The following is a 21,371-nucleotide window of genomic DNA, read 5'->3' as shown; positions in this document are numbered from 1 at the left end:
CCCTGCGGCATGCGCAAGCTCTATCGAACATTGGCGGGCAAGCTCGCCCTGATTCAAACCACATTTTTGGTCGTGGCGCTGGCCTCGATCGCCTTCACGCTTTGGGTGTCATGGCAGTTGGAGGGCGGCGCGGGCGCCATCAACGAGGCCGGCCGCATGCGCATGCTGACCTACAAGCTGACACTGATGCAGCAGGCCGGCGAGCGTGTCGAGTTGAAGCAAGGCGTGGCCGACTTCGACTCCATGGTCCTGAGCCTGCGTCGCGGCGACCCCAGTCGCCCGCTGTTCATCCCCGACAACCGGGCCAGTCTTGACCGCTTTGCGGATGTTGAACAGGCTTGGTTGCCGCTGCGCCAGCAACTCCTGGAGTCCAGCGACGGAGCGCAGCTGCGCCGCCAGGCCGATCAATTTGTCAACACGGTCGATGCCTTTGTTTCGGCCATCGAGAATGCCATCGCCACCCGCACCGCCTTGCTCGGCGGCCTGTGTTTCGGCTTGGTGGTGCTGGTGGCTGCCGCCTCGGTGGTGTTTGTGTCGGGCACTTTTGTCTGGATCATTCAGCCCTTGCAGCGCTTGCGTGATGGCCTGAAGCAGATGGCGGCGCGCGACTTTTCGCTTCGCATCGATGAAAGCAACACCGTCGAAGAGTTCAGTTCACTGGCCTTGGGCTTCAACGCCATGGCCGACGCGCTGGAGGGTTCTTACCGGGGCTTGGAACACAAAGTGGCCGAGAAGACGGCGGATCTGGCACGCCAGAACGAGCGTTTGGCCGCACTGTATGACGTCGCCCTGATGGCGGTGCAAAGCCAGCCCAGCACCCAGGACTTGGCACAAGAGTTTGCCGCGAAGATCTGCCGCATCTCAGGTGCCGATGCGGCCGCCGTGCGTTTGGCGGCCGAGGACGGCGAACGCCTGTTGATGTTGGGGCATCACCGGCTGCCGGCCAGCATGGTCGAGGCCGAAGCCTGCGTGCGCAGGGGCGACTGTGCTTGCGGCGAGCATCTGGAGACCGTGGCCGGCGCGCGCATCATTCCGATTCGGGCCTTGGGCCAGCGCAAGCTCAAGCATTGCGAGGCGGCCGGCTATCAGACCGTGGTCGCGATTCCGATGCGTACGCCCAACCGCACGGTCGGCGAGGTTGAGCTGTTTTTTTACGGCGAGCGACTCATCTCTGAAGAAGAGCGCCATTTGCTGGACGCCTTGGCGGGCCAGGTCGCGACGCAGCTGGACAATCTGCGCCTGGCCTCACGCATGCGCGAGATGGCGGTCAGCGAGGAGCGCAATTTGATGGCGCAGGAGCTGCACGACTCGATCGCGCAGTCGCTTGCCTTCTTGAAAATCCAGGTGCAACTGTTGCGCCGTGGGATCAAGGAGGGGCACTCGCAGGAAGTGGAGGCGAGCTTGGCCGAAATTGATGCCGGTGTGAAGGAAAGTTATGCCGATGTGCGCGAGTTGCTCTTGCACTTTCGCACCCGGCCCGACCAAGAGGATATTGCGCACGCGCTGCGCAGCACCTTGTCTAAATTCGAGCTGCAAAGCGGGCTCAGCACGCAGCTGACGATGGCCGGGCAGGGCGTGCCCTTGCCGCCTGACCAGCAGGTGCAGGTCTTGCATGTGTTGCAAGAAGCGCTCTCCAATGTGCGCAAACATGCCGGTGCAAGCTCGGTGGAGTTGCGCGTCACGCAGTCGCCGCAGTGGCGTTTTGAGGTGCGCGATGATGGCGCCGGCTTCGACGCGCTTGCCGGGCGTTTCGATGAGACCCATGTCGGCCTGCACATCATGCGCGAGCGTGCCCAGCGCATCGGCGCCACCTTGCAGGTGAGCAGTCAGGCGGGGCAGGGCACGCAGATCAGCCTGACGCTGCCGCCGCAGGGCCGCAGTTCAGTGCCCGACATCAGCCTTGTGGCCGATGTTGCCCCGGATCCCGGACTTGCCGCTAGGTCCGTTTAAGTTAACCGTTTGCGTGCCATGACTATTCGCGTGATGGTGGTCGATGACCACAGCCTGTTTCGCCGCGGCCTGACCGCTCTGTTGACCCATGAGCCAGGGCTGGAGGTGGTGGGGGAGGCGGCAGACGGCGTCGAGGCCTTGCGTCGGGTCAAGGAACTGCAACCTGCCGTCGTGTTGCTGGACAACCATATGCCCGGTGTGCGCGGTGTTGATTTGCTGCCCGGCTTGTTGGAGGTGGCGCCCGACACCCAGTTCATCATGTTGACAGTCAGCGAGGACGAAGAAGATCTGGCCGCTGCCTTGCGCGCTGGTGCGGCCGGCTATTTGCTCAAGACCATTGACGGGCAAGACCTGGCGGCAGCGATCCGCCGTGCCGTCGGCGGAGAGTCGGTGGTCAGCGCCGAGATGACGCACAAGCTGGTGCGTGCCTTCAAGGCGTCCACTGCGGCTGCGCCGCCCCCTTGTGCAGCCAGCGCGGCCGAGGAGTCTTTGCTGTCGCCGCGCGAGCAAGAGCTGTTGCGCGAAATCGCACGCGGCGCCAGCAACAAGGAAATTGCCCGCACGCTGGGCATTGCCGAGACGACGGTGAAGATCCACGTCCAGCATATTCTGCGCAAGTTGAACCTGAGTTCGCGCGTGCAGGTGGCGGTCTGGGCGAGCGAGCGGGGCCTGGGTTAGCCAAGGCTGGCTTTTTGCGGGCCGGGCTTCATGAGGCCGGCACCTTGATCAAACGCAAACTTAAGCGCCGGCTAGTTCGAAGGAACTATGGCCGGCGTGGTGTCATCGTCCTTATGGCGGCCTGGCGCCTACCCTTGGAAGGATGTTCGCCGCGACGCTGATCCGGGACAGTCACAGACATAGAAAAGAGGAGAACCTCCATGTCTGTGAACCCCGCAAGTCCTGTTGGCGCCAGCGTCGATGCATCAAGCCAAGGCCGCAAGGCGCTCAGCGTCTTGGTCGTCAGCACGCTGGCTTTTACCGTTTGCTTTATGGTCTGGATGATGTTTGGCGTGATCGGCATCCCGATCAAGAAAGCGTTGAACCTGAATTCGACCGAGTTCGGCCTGCTGACCGCGATGCCGGTCTTGAGTGGCTCGCTGATCCGTGTGCCGCTGGGTATCTGGACCGACAAGTTCGGCGGCCGCATCGTCTTCTTCTGTCTGATGATGGCTTGCGTCTTGCCCATCTGGCTGATGAGTTATGCCACCGCTTACTGGCATTTCCTCGTGATCGGTCTGTTTGTCGGCCTGGCCGGCGGCTCGTTCTCGGTCGGCACGCCTTATGTAGCGCGCTGGTTCCCGAAGAATCGGCAGGGTTTTGCGATGGGCGTGTTCGGTGCCGGCAACTCCGGCGCGGCGGTCAACAAATTCGTCGCCCCTGGCCTGGTCGTGGCCTTCGGCTGGACCATGGTGCCGCATGTCTATGCCGCCGTGCTGCTCGGCACCGCCATCCTTTTCTGGTTCTTCAGCCATTCGGACGACAAACATCTGGTCGCCAGCAATGCCAGCTTCGTGTCGCAGCTGAAGGCCTTGAAGGACCCACGGGTCTTGAAGTACTGCCAGTACTACTCCATCGTGTTCGGCGGTTATGTGGCCTTGAGCCTGTGGATGGTGCAGTACTACGTCGGTGAATACGGCCTCGACATTCGCGTCGCCGCCTTGCTGGCCGCCTGCTTTTCCTTGCCCGGGGGTGTGTTGCGTGCGGTGGGGGGCTGGATGTCGGACAAGCATGGCGCACACAACGTCACCTGGTGGGTGCTGTGGGTGAGCTGGATTTGCCTCTTTATCTTGTCCTACCCGCAGACCGACTTCACCGTGATGACGGTCAATGGCCCCAAGACCTTCCACATCGGCCTCAATGTCTATGCTTTCACCGGCCTGATGTTCACGCTGGGCATCGCCTGGGCTTTCGGCAAGGCCAGCGTCTTCAAGTACATCAGCGATGACTACGGCGCCAATATCGGCACCATCTCCGGCATCGTGGGCCTGGCCGGTGGCCTTGGCGGCTTTGTGCTGCCCATCATGTTCGGCGCCTTGATGGACCTGACCGGCATCCGCTCCAGCGCTTTCATGCTGATGTATGCGGTGGTCTGGGTCTCCTTGATCTGGATGTATTGGACCGAAGTACGAAAAACCGAACTGATGGGCAAGAACGCCCCCGCTTCGCCAATTTCGCAGTCCTTCGCTCGCTAAGTCGAGCGTCAACAAAGGAACACATAGCTATGAACACCATGAGCAAGGCCGGCGCACCGGTCGCCGATGGCGGCACGGCAGATATTGCCGACTGGCGCCCCGAGGACGAAAAATTCTGGGAATCCACCGGCAAGAAAATCGCCTACCGCAATCTCTGGATCTCGATTCCTGCGTTGCTCTGCGGTTTCGCGGTCTGGGGCATGTGGGGCATCATCACGGTGCAGATGCTCAACCTGGGCTTTCCCTTCAGCAAGGATGAGCTGTTCACGCTGACGGCGATTGCCGGCATCTCGGGCGCCACCATGCGCATCCCGGCCTCCTTCCTGATCCGCATGGCCGGTGGGCGCAACACCATATTTCTGACCACAGCGATGCTCTTGGCTCCTGCTATCGGCACCGGTGTGGCGCTGCAGCATCCCGAGTGGCCGCTGTGGGTGTTCCAGCTGATGGCGCTGTGGTCGGGTGTGGGCGGCGGCAACTTTGCCTCCTCGATGTCCAATATCAGCCCCTTCTTTCCCAAGCGCTTGCAGGGCACGGCGCTAGGCTTGAATGCCGGCCTGGGTAATTTCGGCGTCACGACGATGCAGATCGTGATCCCGCTGGTGATGACGGTGGGCCTGTTCGGCGCCTTGGGTGGCGAGTCGCGGCCGCTGATCAAGGACAGTGGTTGGATTCTCGGCAAGATTCTGGCCGGCACGCCTACCTGGATTCAAAACGCCGGTTTCGCCTGGGTCTTGTCGCTGGTGCCACTGTCGATTCTTTGCTGGTTCGGCATGAGCAATCTGAAGACGGTGTCTCCCGATACTGGCTCGCCCTTGACCGCTTTCGGCAAGATCATCTATCTGTATTCGCTCGCCTTCGTACCTTCGATCGCGATGCTCTATCTCTACCTGCCGGCGCCTACCGGCTTGGGTCTGCTGAATATGTGGGTGGCGATCCCGCTCGACATCATCGCCGCGCTTGTGGTGATGAAGCTGGCCGCCTTTGGCACGATGAAAGAGGGCGTTACAAAGCAGTTCGCGATCTTCAAGAACAAGCACACCTGGGCGATGACGGCGCTGTATGTGGTGACCTTCGGCAGCTTCATCGGCTTCTCGATGGCCTTGCCACTGGCGATCACGGTGATCTTCGGCTTCATCCATGCGCCCGATGCGGCCGGCGTGCTGCAACACACCTTGAAGAACCCTAACGCACCGTCGGCACTGACCTATGCCTGGATTGGCCCTTTCGTTGGCGCAGCGGTGCGGCCGATCGGCGGCTGGATCGCCGACAAGGTAGGCGGATCCATCGTCACCCAGGTGATCTCGGCCATCATGGTGTTCGCTTCCGCAGCGGTCGGCTACGTGATGATGCAGGCCTACCAATCAAGCACGCCCGAGCAGTACTTCCAGCTCTTCATGGGGCTGTTCATCCTGCTGTTTGCCGCCACCGGCGTGGGCAATGGCTCGACCTTCCGCAGCGTTGGCTTCATCTTCGACAAGGCCCAAGCCGGCCCAGTGTTGGGCTGGACCTCGGCCGTCGCCGCCTACGGCGCCTTCATCGCCCCTGTGCTGATCGGGCAGCAGATCAAGGCCGGTACGCCGCAATACGCCTTCTACGGCTTCGCGGTTTTTTACGCCGTCTGCCTGATTTTGAACTGGTGGTTCTATCTGCGCGCCAACGCGTATGTCAAGAACCCATGAACTTAGAGCAAACGAAGAACAAACGAAAAACAAGGAATAGACCATGAGCCACTTCCTCGACCGATTGAATTACTTCGCTCTGCCGAAGGAAACGTTCTCCAATGAACACGGCGTCACTACCGCCGAAGACCGCACCTGGGAAGAAGCCTACCGCGCCCGTTGGCAGCATGACAAGATCGTGCGCTCCACCCATGGCACCAATTGCACGGGCTCCTGCTCCTGGAAGATCTACGTCAAGGGCGGCATCGTCACCTGGGAAACCCAGCAGACCGATTACCCGCGCACGCGGCCCGATCTGCCCAACCACGAGCCACGCGGTTGCGCTCGAGGTGCGAGTTACTCCTGGTATCTGTACAGCGCCAACCGGGTCAAGTACCCGATGGTGCGCGGCTCGCTGCTCAAGCATTGGCGCGCCGCACGAGGCGTGGCCAAGAGCCCGGTCGATGCCTGGACCAACCTGGTCGAAAACCAGGAACAGCGTACGGAATGGCAAAAAGACCGAGGCCTGGGCGGCTTTGTGCGCTCGACCTGGGATGAGGTCAACGAGATCATCGCTTCGGCCAATATCTACACGGTCAAGAAGCATGGGCCCGATCGCGTGATCGGCTTCTCGCCGATCCCTGCCATGTCGATGATCAGTTATGCCGCCGGCAGCCGCTATCTGAGTCTGATGGGCGGCGTCTGCATGAGCTTCTATGACTGGTATTGCGACCTGCCACCGGCCAGCCCGCAGGTCTGGGGTGAGCAGACCGATGTGCCCGAGAGCGCCGACTGGTACAACAGCAACTACATCATCGCCTGGGGCTCCAACGTGCCGCAGACGCGCACGCCGGACGCTCACTTCTTCACCGAGGTGCGCTACAAGGGCGCCAAGACGGTGGCGGTGACGCCGGACTATTCCGAGGTCGCCAAGCTGGCCGACATCTGGATGCACCCGAAGCAGGGCACCGACGCCGCGATCGCGATGGCGATGGGTCATGTGATCTTGAAGGAGTTCTACTTCAAGGATGGCGGCAAAGGGCGCTCCACCTATTTCGACGATTACGCCCGCCGCTACACCGACCTGCCGCTGCTGGTGAAGATGAAGAAAACCACCACCGCCGATGGTCGTGAGCTGCTGGTGCCCGACCGCTATCTGCGCGCCAGCGACTTCGGTAGCAAGCTCGGCCAGGACAACAACCCCGACTGGAAGACGCTGGCCTTTGACACGGCCGGTAAGGTCGTGCTGCCGAATGGCTCGATCGGCTTTCGCTGGGGTGCGGGCGACAGGCCGGACCTGGGCAAGTGGAACCTCGAATCCAAAGAGGCTGTGCATGACAGCGATGTGAAGCTGAAGCTGTCGGTGCTGGAGGATGGTGATCAGGCGCATGAGATCGCCACCGTCGGTTTCCCTTATTTCGGCGGCATCGACACGCCGAACTTCCAATCCAACAAGCAGCAAGACGTGCTGAGCCGGAACGTGCCGGTGGTGCGCATGAAGCTGGGCAAGCATGCCGACGCGGCCGAATGCCTGGTCGCCACCGTGTTTGACCTGCAAGTCGCGCAGTACGGCATCAACCGTGGCCTGGTCGATGACTGCCCGACCAGCTATGACGACAACCTGCCCTACACGCCAGCCTGGGCGGAGTCCATCACCGGCGTGAAGCGTGAGCAGATCATCACCGTTGGCCGTGAATTCGGCGACAACGCCGACAAGACCCGTGGCAAATCGATGGTCATCATCGGTGCGGCGATGAATCACTGGTACCACTGCGATATGAACTACCGCGGCATCATCAATATGCTGATGATGTGCGGCTGTATTGGGCAGTCGGGCGGCGGCTGGGCCCATTACGTCGGCCAGGAAAAGCTGCGTCCGCAGACCGGCTGGACGGCGCTGGCCTTCGCACTCGACTGGATCCGCCCACCACGGCAGATGAACTCGACCAGTTTCTTCTACGCCCACACCGACCAATGGCGCTACGAGAAGCTGGATGTGTCCGAGATCTTGTCGCCGCTGGCCGACAAGGCCAAGTACGGCGGCAGCCTGATCGACTACAACGTGCGCGCCGAGCGCATGGGCTGGTTGCCCTCCGCCCCGCAGCTGCAGACCAACCCGATGCAAGTCGTCAAGGACGCGGCCGCTGCCGGCATGGATGCCAAGGACTATGCGGTCAAGAGCCTGAAGGACGGCTCGCTGCGCATGAGCTGCGAGGACCCGGACCACCCGTCTAACTGGCCGCGCAATATGTTCGTCTGGCGCTCCAACATCCTGGGCTCCTCGGGCAAAGGCCATGAGTACTTCCTGAAGCATCTCTTGGGCACGACCCACGGTGTGCAGGGCAAGGATCTGGGCAAGGATGATGTCAAGCCGGAAGAAGTGGAATGGCACGCCAAGGCGCCCGAGGGCAAGCTGGACTTGCTCGTGACGCTGGACTTCCGCATGAGCACGACCTGTCTGTACTCGGACATCGTCTTGCCCACCGCGACCTGGTATGAGAAGAACGACCTCAATACCTCGGACATGCATCCCTTCATCCACCCGCTGTCCACCGCCGTGGACCCGGCCTGGCAGGCACGCAGCGATTGGGAGATCTACAAGGGTTTTGCCAAGACCTTCAGCGAACTCTGCGTCGGTCATTTGGGCGTCGAGAAAGAGCTGGTCTTGACGCCGTTGATGCACGACACGCCGGCCGAATTGGCCCAGCCTTTCGGGGTGCAAGAGTGGAAGAAGGGCGAGATCGATCTGATCCCCGGCAAGACCGCGCCGCAGATCGCCGTGGTCGAGCGCGACTACCCGAATCTGTACAAGCGCTTCACCGCACTCGGCCCCTTGATGAACAAGGTCGGCAATGGCGGCAAGGGCATCAGCTGGAACACCGACACCGAGGTTGAACAACTCGGCGACTTGAACGGCCGTGTGCGCGATGAAGGCGTCACCAAAGGCATGCCGAGAATCGAGACCGACATCGATGCGGCCGAGGTTGTGCTGCAACTTGCCCCCGAGACCAACGGCCATGTGGCGGTCAAGGCCTGGGAGGCTTTGTCCAAGCAGACCGGCCGCGAGCATGCCCACTTGGCGCTGCACCGCGAGGACGAAAAGATCCGCTTCCGCGACATCCAGGCGCAGCCGCGCAAAATCATCTCCAGCCCGACCTGGTCGGGGCTTGAGAGCGAAAAAGTCAGCTACAACGCCGGCTACACCAATGTGCACGAGCTGATCCCATGGCGCACGCTGACGGGCCGCCAGCAGTTTTACCAGGACCACCCCTGGATGCAGGCCTTCGGCGAGGGCTTCAGCAGCTATAGACCGCCGGTTGATTTGAAGACGCTGGTGGAAGTACAAGGTCTCAAGCCGAATGGGCATACGGAGATTGCGCTCAACTTCATCACGCCGCACCAGAAATGGGGTATCCACTCGACCTATAGCGACAACATCATGATGCTGACGCTGAACCGGGGCGGCTCGGTGATCTGGATCAGCGAGGACGACGCGACAAAGGCCGGCATCGTCGACAACGACTGGGTCGAGTTGTTCAACGCCAATGGTGCGATTGCGGCGCGCGCCGTGGTCAGCCAGCGAGTCAAGAACGGCATGGTGATGATGTACCACTCGCAAGAGAAGATCATCAACACCCCGGGCTCGGAGATCACCGGCACGCGCGGCGGCATCCACAACTCGGTCACTCGCATCGTCACAAAGCCGACCCACATGATTGGCGGTTATGCGCAGCTGAGCTATGGCTTCAACTACTACGGCACGATTGGTACCAACCGCGATGAGTTCGTGCTGGTGCGCAAGATGGCCAAGGTGGATTGGCTGGAAGAAGAAACAAAAGGAGCAACAGCATGAGATACAAGCACCAGCGGGCCGAGCGCCGGGCCGCTCCCAAGTCGGCCCGCATCCCCTCGGGGGATCGATTGATGTACTCATCAAACGAGGGGAGGTCATCCCTATGAAAGTACGCGCTCAAATCGGCATGGTGCTGAACCTAGACAAGTGCATTGGTTGCCACACTTGTTCGGTCACCTGCAAGAACGTCTGGACCAATCGCCCCGGCGTCGAATACGCCTGGTTCAACAATGTTGAGACCAAGCCTGGCATCGGCTACCCGAAGGAATGGGAGAACCAGGACCGCTGGAACGGCGGCTGGCACCGCAAGGCCAATGGCGCGATCGAACCGCGCCAGGGCGGCAAGTGGAAGTTGTTGATGCGCATCTTCTCCAACCCCAATCTGCCCGAGATCGACGACTATTACGAGCCCTTCACCTTCGACTACGACCATCTGCAGTCGGCGCCTAAGTCGAAGGCGCCGCCGACCGCCCGCCCGCGCAGCCTGATCACTGGCAAGCGCATGGAGAAGATCGAATGGGGTCCGAACTGGGAAGAAATTCTCGGCGGCGAGTTCGCCAAGCGCAGCAAGGATCAGAACTTCGAGAATGTACAGAAGGAGATGTACGGTCAGTTCGAAAACACCTTCATGATGTATTTGCCGCGTCTGTGCGAGCATTGCCTGAACCCGGCCTGCGTGGCGTCTTGCCCCTCGGGCTCGATCTACAAGCGCGAGGAAGACGGCATCGTGCTGATCGACCAGGACAAATGCCGTGGCTGGCGCATGTGCGTGTCGGGCTGCCCTTACAAGAAGATTTACTACAACTGGCAGTCGGGCAAGGCCGAGAAATGCATCTTCTGCTATCCGCGCATCGAAGCCGGTCAGCCGACCGTCTGCTCGGAAACCTGCGTCGGACGAATTCGTTACCTGGGCGTGCTGCTGTATGACGCGGACCGCATTCAAGAAGCCGCCAGCGTCGTCAACGACAAGGATCTGTACCAGGCGCAGCTGGATATCTTCCTCGACCCGAACGATCCCAAGGTGATCGAACAGGCCCGCAAGGACGGCATCCCCGACGCCTGGATGGCATCCGCCCGCAAGAGCCCGGTCTACAAGATGGCGGTCGAGTGGAAGGTAGCACTCCCCTTGCACCCCGAGTACCGCACGCTGCCTATGGTCTGGTATGTGCCACCGCTCTCTCCAATCAGCGCTGCCGCCAATTCGGGTCAGCTCGGTATCAATGGGCAGATCCCGGACGTTAAGCAACTGCGCATCCCGGTGCAATACCTGGCCAATCTGCTGACCGCCGGCAATGTGCCGCCGGTCGAACGGGCGCTCGAGCGCATGCTGGCGATGCGCGCCTATCAGCGCAGCAAGCATGTCGACGGCGTCGAGAACAAGGCGGTGCTGGATCAGGTCGGCTTGCTCAAGCACGAGGTCGAGGACATGTACCAGACCATGGCGATTGCCAATTACGAGGATCGCTTCGTGATCCCGACCACGCACCGTGAATATGCGGAGAACACCTTTGATGTACGAGGCGGCTGCGGCTTCAGCTTCGGCAATGGCTGCTCCGACGGGCAGACCGAGACCAGCCTTTTCGGTGGGGCCAAGAAGCGCACGATCTCCATAAAGTCGACGGTGTGAGGCGACCATGAAATCAACTAGTTTCTCTAAATCCTGCTGTGTGCTGGCCCGCTTACTCGACTACCCCCGCGCCGAAATGCGCGCGGCCTTGCCCGAACTGTTTGCTGTCTTGACGGCGGAAGGCGCCTTGAGCCCCGCCCGCTTGGCAGAGATGAAGGCGCTGAGCCGGACGCTGCAGCAAGGCGATGCCTACGAGGTCGAAGCCCGCTATGTCGAGAGTTTTGATCGCGGCCGCGCGACCAGCCTGCATATGTTCGAGCATGTACACGGCGACTCGCGCGACCGTGGGCCGGCCTTGATCGACCTGCAGCAGACCTACGCGGCCGGCGGCATGTTCTTTGAAGCTAGTGAGCTACCGGATTACTTGCCGGTGGTCTTGGAGTTCGCGTCCACCCAGCTGCCCGAGACGGCCAAGGCTTTTCTGGCCGAGATGGCGCATATCTTGAACGCCATCCACAGCGGCCTGATCAAGCGTGACAACCCCTATGCCGCTGCGATTGGCGCGGTCTTGGAGTTGGCCGGTGAGAAGCCGCAGGCGGTGCAGATCACCGTTGACGAGTCGCTCGATGAGGCTTGGCAAGAACCGGCTGCCTTTGATGGCTGCTCGTCCAAAGGTCAGAGCAAGCCCGGTGCGCCACAGCCAATTCATATCGTCAGAAAAACAGCCCCCCATCAGGAAGGAGTGCGACCATGAATTCACTCGACTTTGCCCTCTTTGGCATCTACCCCTATATCTGCCTGGCCGTCTTTTTGGTCGGCAGCCTCTTGCGCTTTGATCGCGACCAGTACAGCTGGAAGAGCGATTCCTCGCAGCTGCTGCGCGCGGGCTCGCTGCGCTGGGGCAGCAATCTGTTCCATGTCGGCGTGCTGTTCCTGTTCTTCGGCCACACCTTCGGCATGTTGACGCCGCACTTCATGTACGAGCATTTCATCAGCGCCGGCAACAAGCAGCTGATGGCGATGATCAGCGGCGGCATCGCCGGTGTGCTGGGCTTTGCCGGCGTCTCCATCCTCCTGCACCGGCGACTGAGCGATGAGCGCATCCGTATCAACTCCAAGACCAGCGACATATTGTTGTTGGTGTTGCTGTGGATTCAGCTGGCCCTGGGCCTTGCGACCATCCCGCTGTCGGCGCAACATCTAGACGGCGGCATGATGATGAACCTGGCCGCTTGGGCCCAGCGTATCGTGACCTTTCAGTCCGGCGGCGTCGAGTTTTTGGCCCATGCCTCTTGGGTCTTCAAGCTGCATATGTTCTTGGGGATGACGGTGTTCCTGGTCTTCCCCTTCACCCGCTTGGTGCATGTGTGGAGTGGCTTCGGCACGGTGGCCTATTTGTTCAGGCCTTACCAGATGGTGCGCAGCCGGCGTTTGTCGCTGCCGCCTGGCCACAATCAACCGCAACAACATTGATAGAGGAGGTCAGCATGAGCCAAGAACAAGGATGTGGCAGCGGGAGCTGCGGCTGCGCCAGCAAGGCACCGACTGTTGACGATGTCAAAGTGGCCGTGGCGATGGTCAACGGCGTGCCCTTGCATGGCGAAGGCGAGTCGCCCTACCCGGAGGCGCTGCGCCAACGAGCCTATAGCGAGCTGTTGCGCCAGGCTGCGCAGCGTGAGGGCTTGCTGGCGGTTGGTGATCTGCCTTCGCTGGACGGCGTGCTGAGCGAGGCGGCGTCCGACGCTACCTTGGCCCTGCTGGAGCGCGAGCTGCAATTGCCCGAGCCCGACGAGGCCAGTTGCCGGCGCTATTTCGACGCCCATCCGGCCCGCTACCATGTCGGCGAAAAAGTGCAGGCCAAGCATATTCTGTTTGCTGTAACGCCGGGTGTCGACGTGCCGGCCTTGCGCCAGCGGGCCGAAGCTCTGTTGGTGTCATTGCGCTGCGAAGCCTTGGACAGCCCCGCGTTTGCCAAGGCCGCCGCCGACAACTCCAATTGCCCGAGCGGTGCTGAGGGTGGCGAACTGGGCTGGCTGGAGGCTCAGGACTGCGCGCCCGAGTTCGCCTCAGCCTTGTTTGCGCAAGACGAAGCTAACGCCCATATCGGCGTGCTGCCGCGCCTGATCACCACGCGCTTTGGCTTTCATATCATCCAGGTGCTGGCCCGCGAGGCCGGGGTGGCCCAGCAGTTCGAGTCCGTCAAGGGCGCGATCGGGCAGGTCTTGCGTCAGCAGGCCTATATGACGGCGCTGCGCCAGTATTTGAGCTTGCTGGCAGGTGAGGCGGAGCTGCAGGGGCTAGAGCTGGAAACGGCGGATTCACCGCTGTTGCAGTGAACTCGGCATCAGGCTATGAGCGACGAATTGCTGAGGCGCCTGCGTCGTTTCAACACCGACTACTTCCCGCAGTACCAGGCGCAGTTCAAGGATCTGGTTGTTCAAGGCCAACATCCGACCACGCTCTTCATCGGCTGCTCCGACTCGCGTCTGGTGCCCTATATGCTGACCGGCGCCGGGCCGGGCGAGTTGTTCATGGTCAGGAACGTTGGCGCGTTCGTGCCGCCTTATGACGGCTCCAGCGGCCTGCACGGCACCGCCGCCGCGATCGAATACGCGGTGCTGGCGCTGCATGTCCAGCACATCATCGTCTGCGGCCACAGCCATTGCGGCGGTATCCGCGCCTTGTACGGAGAGGTACCCGCCGAGGCCACCAATTTGAAGTCCTGGCTGGAACTGGGCCGCGAGGCGACCTTGCCGGTGCAGCTCAGCGATGAGGCGCTGCGGCGCACCGAGGAGCGCTCGGTGGTGCTGCAGTTGGAGCGGCTGATGGACTACCCGATGGTGCGCTCGCGTGTCGAGGCGGGGCAGATCGCCTTGCACGGTTGGCACTGCGTGATCGAGGCCGGCGAGGTCAATGTGTTTGACGTCAATCTGGGGCGCTTTGTGCCGGCCTCTAGCGCCGAACACAGCGGCACCGGTCCCTACCGTGCGCACGCCGAAGACCCCGGCGCCTTGTTCAACGAGATCAACGACGCCTGGGCGCCGAGGACCTAAACTATTAAGCGATCAGTGCAGCGACGCTTCGGCGCCGCCGCGCTCAGGCGCCACCGTCGGCAGGCGAATCATCATGCGCGCACCGTTGCCGGGTGAACTGATCACTTCGATCTGACCGCCCAAGACATTGGTGACGATGTTGTGCACGATGTGCATACCAAGCCCAGAGCCGCCGGTGCCCAGCTTGGTCGTGAAGAAGGGGTCAAAGATGCGTCTGCGTACCGATTCGTCCATGCCCCGGCCGTCATCGCTGATGCTCAGTTCCACTTCGTCGCGGCTGAGTTGCGCGCAGCGAATCATGACCAGGCCTTTGGTCTTGCCCTCGAATCCATGTACCAAGGCATTGATCAGTAAATTAGTCAGCACCTGACCCAGGGACCCAGGGTAGCTGTTCATCTTGAGGCCCGCGTCGAGCTCGGTCTTGATGATGAAAGGCGTGTGTTTGAAGCTGGGCTCCACCATGATCAACACGTCTTCGACCACGCGTGCTAACTCGAAATCTCGGCGCAGGTCGGTGGTCTGGTCGATGGCAACTTGCTTGAAGTCGCGCACCAGATCGGCGGCCTTTTGCACATTGCGCTGCAAGATGTCCTGGCCGCGCCGGGTATCGCGCACCAGGTCTTCCAGCAAGCTGCGCCGCATCGGCGTATTGCCTTGCAGCATTTCCTCCAAGGCCTTGTAGCGGTCCTCCAGCGAAGACACCACCGTCAGCGAATTGCCCAGCGGCGTATTCAACTCATGCGCAACGCCGGCCACCAAGCGGCCCAGCGAGGCCAGCTTCTCGGACTCCACCAGCTCATGTTGTGCGGTCTTCAGATGGGACAGCGCCTCGGTCAATTCGCCATTGCTGGCGGTCAGTTCGGTCGTGCGCTGCTCGACTTGTTCTTCCAATGTGTTGGCGTGTTGGCGCAATGCTTCAAAGGCGGTGAGCAAGGATTGCCGCATGCGCTCCATGGCCAGGCCCACGCGCGCGATTTCGTCGTGGCCGCCCAAGGCCAGCGGCTTTTCCAACTTGCCGGCGGCGAGTTCCTCGGCGGCCTGCGTCAGTTGTGTCATCGGGGCCAGCACGCGGCGGCGCATCACCCAAAGAATCAGGATCGACGAGGAGGTCAGGGTCAGCACGCTGCGCCAAATGGTGCGCAGCATATCGGCCTGCTTGGCCGCCACCAGTGGTGCCGCACTCATTTCAATGGTCAGCTCAGCGATCTGGCGGCCGTCGCGTTTGACGGCCAAGGTCTTGCTCAGGGTCAGGTCGGGATCACCGGCTCGCTCAGGCCAGCGCTGCTCTTGAAAGGGGGCGGCTGTGGACTGCTCGCGTACCACCACCGAGATGAAGCGGGGGTCGTCACCTTGCGCCTTGATCATGGGTTCGGCCAAATCGGGCGAAACCTGCCAGACCGGTTCCGCCAGCGACAGCGCCATCACCTGTGTGATGCGCTCAAGGTCTTTGTGCAAAATCTCCTTGGCCGTGCTGCGGGTCGATTGAGCGTCCAAGAACAGCGCCACAGCGGTGGGCACCAGCAGACCAATCAACAGAGCGATGACCACCGCATAGCGAAGCGAAGCGCGCTCAAACATCAGCTTCGTCCCTTGGGCTTAGGCCGGAGTCTTTGGGCATTGCTTTTCGTCCACAAGGCGCTGATGGGCATGGTGCTGAGGCGAATTCCGGAGGCCTCAGTGTAGAGGTAACTTGGATCCGCTGGAACAGACTGTTGTCAGGAATTTCCCCGCGTTGCATCGCTTTGAGTACGCGCTAAGCAGCGGCCAGCACGGTGACACAGTTGCGTCCCGTGTGTTTAGAAGCGTAGAGGGCGCGGTCAGCGCGTTTGAAGAAGGTCTCGGCACATTCGCCAACGCGCATCTGCGTGACGCCCAGGGAAATCGTTACGCGCTTGATGTCTTGTTCGGTGTCGCCGCGTCTGATGCGGCTGGCCGCCACGCAACTGCGCATGGTTTCGGCCATCGCCTGGGCCTGTTGCAAATTACCGCTGGGCAGCAACATCGCAAATTCTTCGCCCCCGACGCGTGCGGCGATCGTGACCTCGCCCCCGTTGCCTCCATTTGCCTGCTTGTCCCGATTGTCCTGATTGTCCCGATGGCTGCCTTTGCCGCCCTTGTCGGCCTGCGCTGCCACGCCCTTCAGGGTTTGCGCCACCGCCCGCAGCACGCGGTCGCCGAAGGCGTGGCCGTAGCTGTCATTGACCTGTTTGAAGAAGTCGATGTCTCCCAGCACCAGACAAGGGGCCAATTCGCCATCGGCCGGGGGATTGCTGGTGCATTGCTGCAAATGCAGATCAAAAGCCCGCCGATTGGCCAGGCCAGTCAGGGCATCAAGCAAGGCCTCGCCGCGGGCGCGCTGCACTTCTTCGCGCAGGCTGTGGATTTCGCCCTGGCTGCTGTCCAGGCGTTGCTGCAACTCGCTTAAAGCGCCGCGAATTTCGCGTGTGCCGCTGAGCAGCTCCTGCAGTACGTCGGCCTGTGTCTGGGCCGGCGGATTGCTCAAAAGCTGCTCGACCCAGCTCGTCAGCGAGCTGTCAAAGCGGGCGGACTCCTGGCCCGCCTGGCTGGCCGAGGCGGCCATGGAATCAAGCACCTGGCTGAAGCCGTCGGCGATCTTGCCGCCTAGCGAAGGGTCCAAGTCACAAACATGTTCGCGGTACAAGGCCCAGGTTTGCGCCTCGTCCAGCGTATGGCCTGCGGCGGTATGGATCTGCAGCGCCTGGTTCAGTTTGGGGTTGCTGCCGCTGACGAACTCATACCAGACGGCATAACTGGCCGGATGCAGGGCGGCCCGCTGCTTGGTCATCAAAGGCAGTGCGGCACGCAGGTGTTCGGCACTGCGTGCCATGCTGTCGTTGTATCTCATGCTCAATTCCCTCATTCCCGGCGCTGTTGCGATGGGTCATTCTTGAAGCCGAACCCGGTCAAAGATGCTTTTGGCCAAGCGCGCAGGTTCGACTCTCGCTTGTGGCTTTGCCGTCGCACTGCAAATCAAACAGCTAGGCCGGCACCCGCTGGTATCGGCAGCAGCCTCGGCCGGCATAAGGGTGAATTGATCGTTAGGCATAAGTCGCCCGGTGATGTGCCAATTAATGCACGCAAGGCTTGCGAGACGGTGCGGAAACTAGAATCGCAGCAATGTCTGCGCACAACCCCCCTAAACCGCTCTGGCCCGGCCTGATCTTGGCCATGCTCGGCGCGGTGGCCTTTTCCGGCAAAGCCATCATCGTCAAGCTGGCCTACCGTCATGGTGTTGATGCCGTCACCCTGATCATGTTGCGCATGCTGTTCGCGCTGCCCTTGTTTGTGGCCTTGGCGCTGTGGGCCGGGCGGGGCAAGCCGGCGCTGACCCGGCGCGATTGGATAGCCGTCATGGGTCTGGGCTTCAGCGGCTACTACCTGGCCAGCTTTTTGGATTTCGCAGGGCTGGCCTTTATCAGTGCCAGTTTTGAGCGCCTGATTCTTTACCTGAATCCCACCATTGTGTTACTGCTCGGATGGCTCTTGTTCAAGCGCCGGGTGACGGCGCGCCAACTCACGGCTTTGGCCATCAGCTATGCCGGCGTGCTGCTGGTGTTTGGCCAGGAACTGCATCTTCAGGGGGCCGATGCGCTGCTCGGCGCAGCCTTGGTGTTCGGCAGCGCGATCAGCTATGCGGTCTACTTGCTCTACAGCGGTGAGGAGGTCAAGCGCTTGGGTGCTCTGCGCCTGACCGGCCTGGCCACCACGGTCGCATGTCTGTTGTGCATTGCGCAGTTCTTGGTCTTGCGGCCCTTGAGTTCTGCCTTCGCGGTGGCGCCGCAGGTCTTGTGGTTGTCGGTGCTGAATGCCACCCTGTGCACCTTCGCGCCGGTGCTGATGGTGATGATGGCGATCGAGCGTCTGGGTGCCACCTTGGCGGCACAGACCGGCATGATTGGGCCGATGTCGACGATTTTGATGGGTGTGGTGATACTGGGGGAGCCCTTCACGCCCTGGGTGGCGGCGGGTACGCTGCTGGTCTTGAGCGGGGTTTGGTTGTTGACGAAATGGCGTTGATAGGACTTTCGCAAAACCGCCCCGGTGTCGTACAGGGTGTGCTGCTTACGGGGTCATGCCCAGCCGGAATAGTTTTGCGCAAGTCCTGGTTAAGGAGAAAGCAATGGATCTAGGACTGAAGGGCCGCTGGGCCTTGGTGTGTGCGGCGAGCAAGGGCTTGGGGGCGGGCTGCGCCGAGGCGCTGGTGGGTGAGGGCTGTCATGTCGTGATCACCGCGCGCGGCAGCGAAGCTTTGGCCGCGACGGCCGCGCGGCTGCGCCTGCTCAATCCAGCCGTGCAGGTCTTGACCGTGGCCGGCGACATTGCCACGCCCGAGGCGCGTGCAGCCGCGCTGGCGGCCTGCCCGCAAATCGACATCCTGATCAATAACGCTGGCGGTCCGCCGCCAGGCGACTTCCGCGACTGGGACCGGGCCGCATGGCTGGCTGCCATCGATGCCAATATGCTGACGCCGATCGAGTTGATCAAGGCGACCGTGGACGCGATGGCGGCGCGCGGCTTTGGCCGTGTGATCAACATCACCTCGGGCGCGGTCAAGGCACCGATCGATGTCTTGGGCTTGAGCAATGGTGCGCGTTCTGGCCTCACCGGCTTTGTCGCCGGGCTGGCGCGCCAGCCGGCCTTGGCGGGGCGCAACGTGACGATCAACAATCTGCTGCCCGGGGCTTTCGAGACCGAACGCTTGCACAAGACCTTTGCCGCAGGCGCCGCCAAGACGGGTCTTTCCAGTCAGGATTTCGCCGCCAAACGCCGCGCCGGCATTCCGGCTCAGCGCTTCGGCAGCGCCGCCGAGTTCGGCGCCATTTGCGCAATGCTTTGCAGCGAGCAGGCCGGCTACCTGACCGGGCAAAACATCTTGCTGGATGGTGGCGCCTATCCCGGCGTCTATTGACCGCTTGAGGCGGCGTAAACCCAAGCATCGAAAAGCGGCTGCAAGCTGCGCCCGGCAGCCGCTTCCATCGCGGTCTGCAAATCAGCGGCGCGCACCTGCCGGCCGGCGCTGGCTTGGCTGTAACGCTTGAAGCCGGCCCAAAAGGCGTCCTCCCCCAAGTCCTGGCGCAGCGCGTGCATGAAGAGGGCGCCCTTGCTGTAGTGGATGGACCGCTTCAGGCTCAGGCTGGGGTAGTCTCCGGGCCAGCTCAGTGGCTTGTCGAAGTTGGCGTCCTTGGCGCGCTGCCAGCCGCGCGCAGCAATGTCGAGTTCGCGCTGGTAGGCGGCCTCGCCCCAGCGTTGCTGCTTCCAGGCGGCGGTCATGAAGACGGTGATGCCTTCATTGAGCCAGAACTCGCTCCATTGCTCGCAGCTGATCCAAGTGCCCCACCATTGATGGGCCAATTCATGCGCGATTACCCAGTCCTCTTGCTCGTTTTCCAGGATGGGGTCCAGCATCTTGTGCCCAATGGCCGCATAACTGCTCATTTCCTGGGCGACACCACCGGGCAGCAGCAATTGGCTGTAGCTGGGGTGCGGCAGGGCCAAGCCGGCCTTGGCGCTGAAGAAGGCCAGCATCGCGGGCGTGGCTTTGAACTTGGCTTGCAGCGCGGCGACTTCGTCACTGACGCCTAAATAGTGCAGCTGTTTGTCACCCGCACTTTCGCTGCTTTGTGTGAAGCGGCCTGCCGCAAAGCCCAGCGTATAGCGCGGGTAGGGCGCAGCTTCCAGCCATTGCTGCGCTCTTGCAGCTTGCGGCACGGGCGGCGCGAGCGGCACGCCGCTGGCCAAGGAACTGAAGCCGGCGGGCAGATCCAGCGTGGTCTTCAGACTTGCTCGCCCCAGATCGGAGCCCACACAGGGCAGCCAGCGGCAGGTGTGAAAGGCGGTGTAGACATAGTCGGCCCCAAACACCAGCCCCTCGCCGGCGCGGGCTAGATAGTCCAGCTGTAGAGTCATCTCCAGCCTTGCGGCCAGCAGCGGGGGCAGTTTGATCAGCCAATAGCCCTCGCGTTTTTCGGGGCTCAGGGCGAGGCCTTCGATGCTGGCGCTGCGAATCTCCAGGTCCGGCGCGCTCAGGCGCAACTCGTCTTGAAGCTGGGCCCCACGGCGCAGGCTGATAGCGGCCTGCGCCGTCACGGTCTTGGCCTCGAAGTCGGGATGCAGCCTGAGCTCATAAGCAGGGGCCAGCCACTGGGCTTGTGATGCTGTGCCACTCAATGCCAAGGTCAAGCTGGCAGCGGCGAAAACGGGACGGTCCCAAGAGAATAGGCGCATGCGTCCAGTTTAAAGCTTAGGGCAGCATCACATCAGTTTCTGGCATGCGTCACGCGGTACTCGACCACGCCCGGAATCTCGGTCACGCGGCTGGCAAAACGCGTCAGCGTTTGGCCGCCAAAATTTTGCTTGGCGGTGCAGACAAAGCGCCATTCTTCCTGCTCGCCCACCATCACGACACTGAGGGAGCCGGGCGCAAAGCGAAAGCCCAAGCTATTGCTGAACTCGGCCAGTTCTTGCTGGGCAAATCTGCGCTGGGGCTCGCCGCGCAACATCACCGCGATGGCAGGATGCGAGGGCAAGTGCGATTCCAGCTTGGCGCCCCACATCATCAAGCTGGCGCAGAGCAGCGTCAGCATGATGGCGGCGAAATAAAAGCCCATGCCGAGCAAAATGCCGATCGAAGATGCCGCCCAAAGCGAGGCGGCGGTCGTCAGGCCGCTGATATTCATGCCCTCTCGCATGATCACGCCGGCGCATAGGAAACCGATCCCGGTCACGATGCCTTGGATGACCCGGGTCGGGTCGGCCAACAGCGGGGCGACGTTGCCGCCTTGCAGGCCGCCATACCATTGCTGCGGGTAGGCGAGCAGGATGATCACGCCGGTCGAGGCCATGCAGACCAGTGCATAGGTGCGCATGCCGGCGGCGCGGCCGTGATAGGCCCGCTCATAGCCCAAGACCAGGCCCAAGGCCATCGCGCCGAGCAGGTGAAACAGCATCAGCACATTGGCCTGCCATTGCTCGGCGGTCCAGTAGCGCAAGAGGTGATCGAGGTCGAGTAGGTTCAAGGCGAATCCCCTGCTGTTGTGGATTCGATGCTACCCCGCTTCTGGCCAAGCTCGGGGC

The 21,371-nt window shown here is 61.8% G+C and carries 16 protein-coding genes; 12 read left to right on the top strand and 4 right to left on the bottom strand.

What is annotated here, in order from left to right:
- The first annotated feature begins 9 nt into the window (after positions 1-9).
- The 10 genes from LNV09_RS19700 (at position 10) to LNV09_RS19655 (ending at position 14,276) form a co-directional block, all read left to right on the top strand.
- Entirely contained in the window at positions 10-1,950 is a 1,941-nt protein-coding gene (locus LNV09_RS19700) for a type IV pili methyl-accepting chemotaxis transducer N-terminal domain-containing protein (protein WP_263558776.1), read from the top strand.
- 18 nt (positions 1,951-1,968) lie between these two features.
- Positions 1,969-2,628 (top strand): response regulator, encoded by a 660-nt coding sequence (locus LNV09_RS19695; RefSeq protein ID WP_263558826.1) that lies wholly within the window; start codon positions 1,969-1,971, stop codon positions 2,626-2,628.
- Between the two features lie 200 nt (positions 2,629-2,828).
- Positions 2,829-4,142, top strand: coding sequence for an MFS transporter (locus LNV09_RS19690; RefSeq protein ID WP_263558775.1), 1,314 nt, complete (start codon positions 2,829-2,831; stop codon positions 4,140-4,142).
- 29 nt (positions 4,143-4,171) lie between these two features.
- Complete coding sequence (locus tag LNV09_RS19685) at positions 4,172-5,824, top strand: MFS transporter (protein WP_263558774.1); 1,653 nt, start codon at positions 4,172-4,174, stop codon at positions 5,822-5,824.
- Positions 5,825-5,867: 43 nt separating this feature from the next.
- On the top strand, positions 5,868-9,656 hold the full coding sequence (locus tag LNV09_RS19680) for a nitrate reductase subunit alpha (protein WP_263558773.1): 3,789 nt from the start codon (positions 5,868-5,870) through the stop codon (positions 9,654-9,656).
- Between the two features lie 103 nt (positions 9,657-9,759).
- On the top strand, positions 9,760-11,283 hold the full coding sequence (narH, locus tag LNV09_RS19675) for a nitrate reductase subunit beta (protein WP_263558772.1): 1,524 nt from the start codon (positions 9,760-9,762) through the stop codon (positions 11,281-11,283).
- Positions 11,284-11,290: 7 nt separating this feature from the next.
- Positions 11,291-11,977, top strand: coding sequence for a nitrate reductase molybdenum cofactor assembly chaperone (gene narJ, locus LNV09_RS19670; protein ID WP_263558771.1), 687 nt, complete (start codon positions 11,291-11,293; stop codon positions 11,975-11,977).
- Positions 11,974-12,696, top strand: a complete 723-nt coding sequence (gene narI, locus LNV09_RS19665) for a respiratory nitrate reductase subunit gamma (RefSeq protein ID WP_263558770.1) — start codon at positions 11,974-11,976, stop codon at positions 12,694-12,696. Before narJ ends, narI begins: the two co-directional genes overlap by 4 nt.
- 14 nt (positions 12,697-12,710) lie before the next feature.
- Entirely contained in the window at positions 12,711-13,559 is an 849-nt protein-coding gene (locus tag LNV09_RS19660) for a peptidylprolyl isomerase (protein WP_263558769.1), read from the top strand.
- Between the two features lie 15 nt (positions 13,560-13,574).
- Positions 13,575-14,276: a carbonic anhydrase gene (locus LNV09_RS19655; RefSeq protein ID WP_263558768.1), complete on the top strand. Its 702-nt coding sequence runs from the start codon at positions 13,575-13,577 to the stop codon at positions 14,274-14,276.
- A 12-nt stretch (positions 14,277-14,288) separates the two neighbouring features.
- Here LNV09_RS19655 and LNV09_RS19650 read toward each other — a convergent pair whose 3' ends face one another.
- Together LNV09_RS19650 and LNV09_RS19645 are read right to left on the bottom strand one after the other, a co-directional pair.
- Positions 14,289-15,854 carry a sensor histidine kinase gene (locus LNV09_RS19650; RefSeq protein WP_263558767.1) on the bottom strand — a complete coding sequence of 522 codons (1,566 nt, stop codon included), beginning with the start codon at positions 15,852-15,854 and terminating at the stop codon, positions 14,289-14,291.
- Positions 15,855-16,029: 175 nt separating this feature from the next.
- Positions 16,030-17,142: a GGDEF domain-containing protein gene (locus tag LNV09_RS19645; protein WP_263558766.1), complete on the bottom strand. Its 1,113-nt coding sequence runs from the start codon at positions 17,140-17,142 to the stop codon at positions 16,030-16,032.
- 272 nt (positions 17,143-17,414) lie between these two features.
- On the opposite strand from LNV09_RS19645, the gene LNV09_RS19640 reads away from it, so the two are divergent.
- Both LNV09_RS19640 and LNV09_RS19635 read left to right on the top strand, forming a co-directional pair.
- Positions 17,415-18,314: a DMT family transporter gene (locus LNV09_RS19640; protein WP_263558765.1), complete on the top strand. Its 900-nt coding sequence runs from the start codon at positions 17,415-17,417 to the stop codon at positions 18,312-18,314.
- A 103-nt stretch (positions 18,315-18,417) separates the two neighbouring features.
- Complete coding sequence (locus LNV09_RS19635; RefSeq protein WP_263558764.1) at positions 18,418-19,206, top strand: SDR family oxidoreductase; 789 nt, start codon at positions 18,418-18,420, stop codon at positions 19,204-19,206.
- Here LNV09_RS19635 and LNV09_RS19630 read toward each other — a convergent pair.
- Both LNV09_RS19630 and LNV09_RS19625 read right to left on the bottom strand, forming a co-directional pair.
- Positions 19,200-20,522, bottom strand: a complete 1,323-nt coding sequence (locus LNV09_RS19630) for a M1 family metallopeptidase (RefSeq protein WP_263558763.1) — start codon at positions 20,520-20,522, stop codon at positions 19,200-19,202. The genes LNV09_RS19635 and LNV09_RS19630 overlap by 7 nt on opposite strands.
- Before the next feature lie 32 nt (positions 20,523-20,554).
- Positions 20,555-21,313, bottom strand: a complete 759-nt coding sequence (locus LNV09_RS19625; protein ID WP_263558762.1) for an MgtC/SapB family protein — start codon at positions 21,311-21,313, stop codon at positions 20,555-20,557.
- Between the last annotated feature and the right edge of the window lie 58 nt (positions 21,314-21,371).

This window comes from Paucibacter sp. B2R-40 (assembly GCF_025717555.1).
Lineage (GTDB): Bacteria > Pseudomonadota > Gammaproteobacteria > Burkholderiales > Burkholderiaceae_C > Paucibacter_A.
Note: the sequence above shows the minus strand (reverse complement) of the source record. Positions and strands in the feature narration are given on the sequence as shown.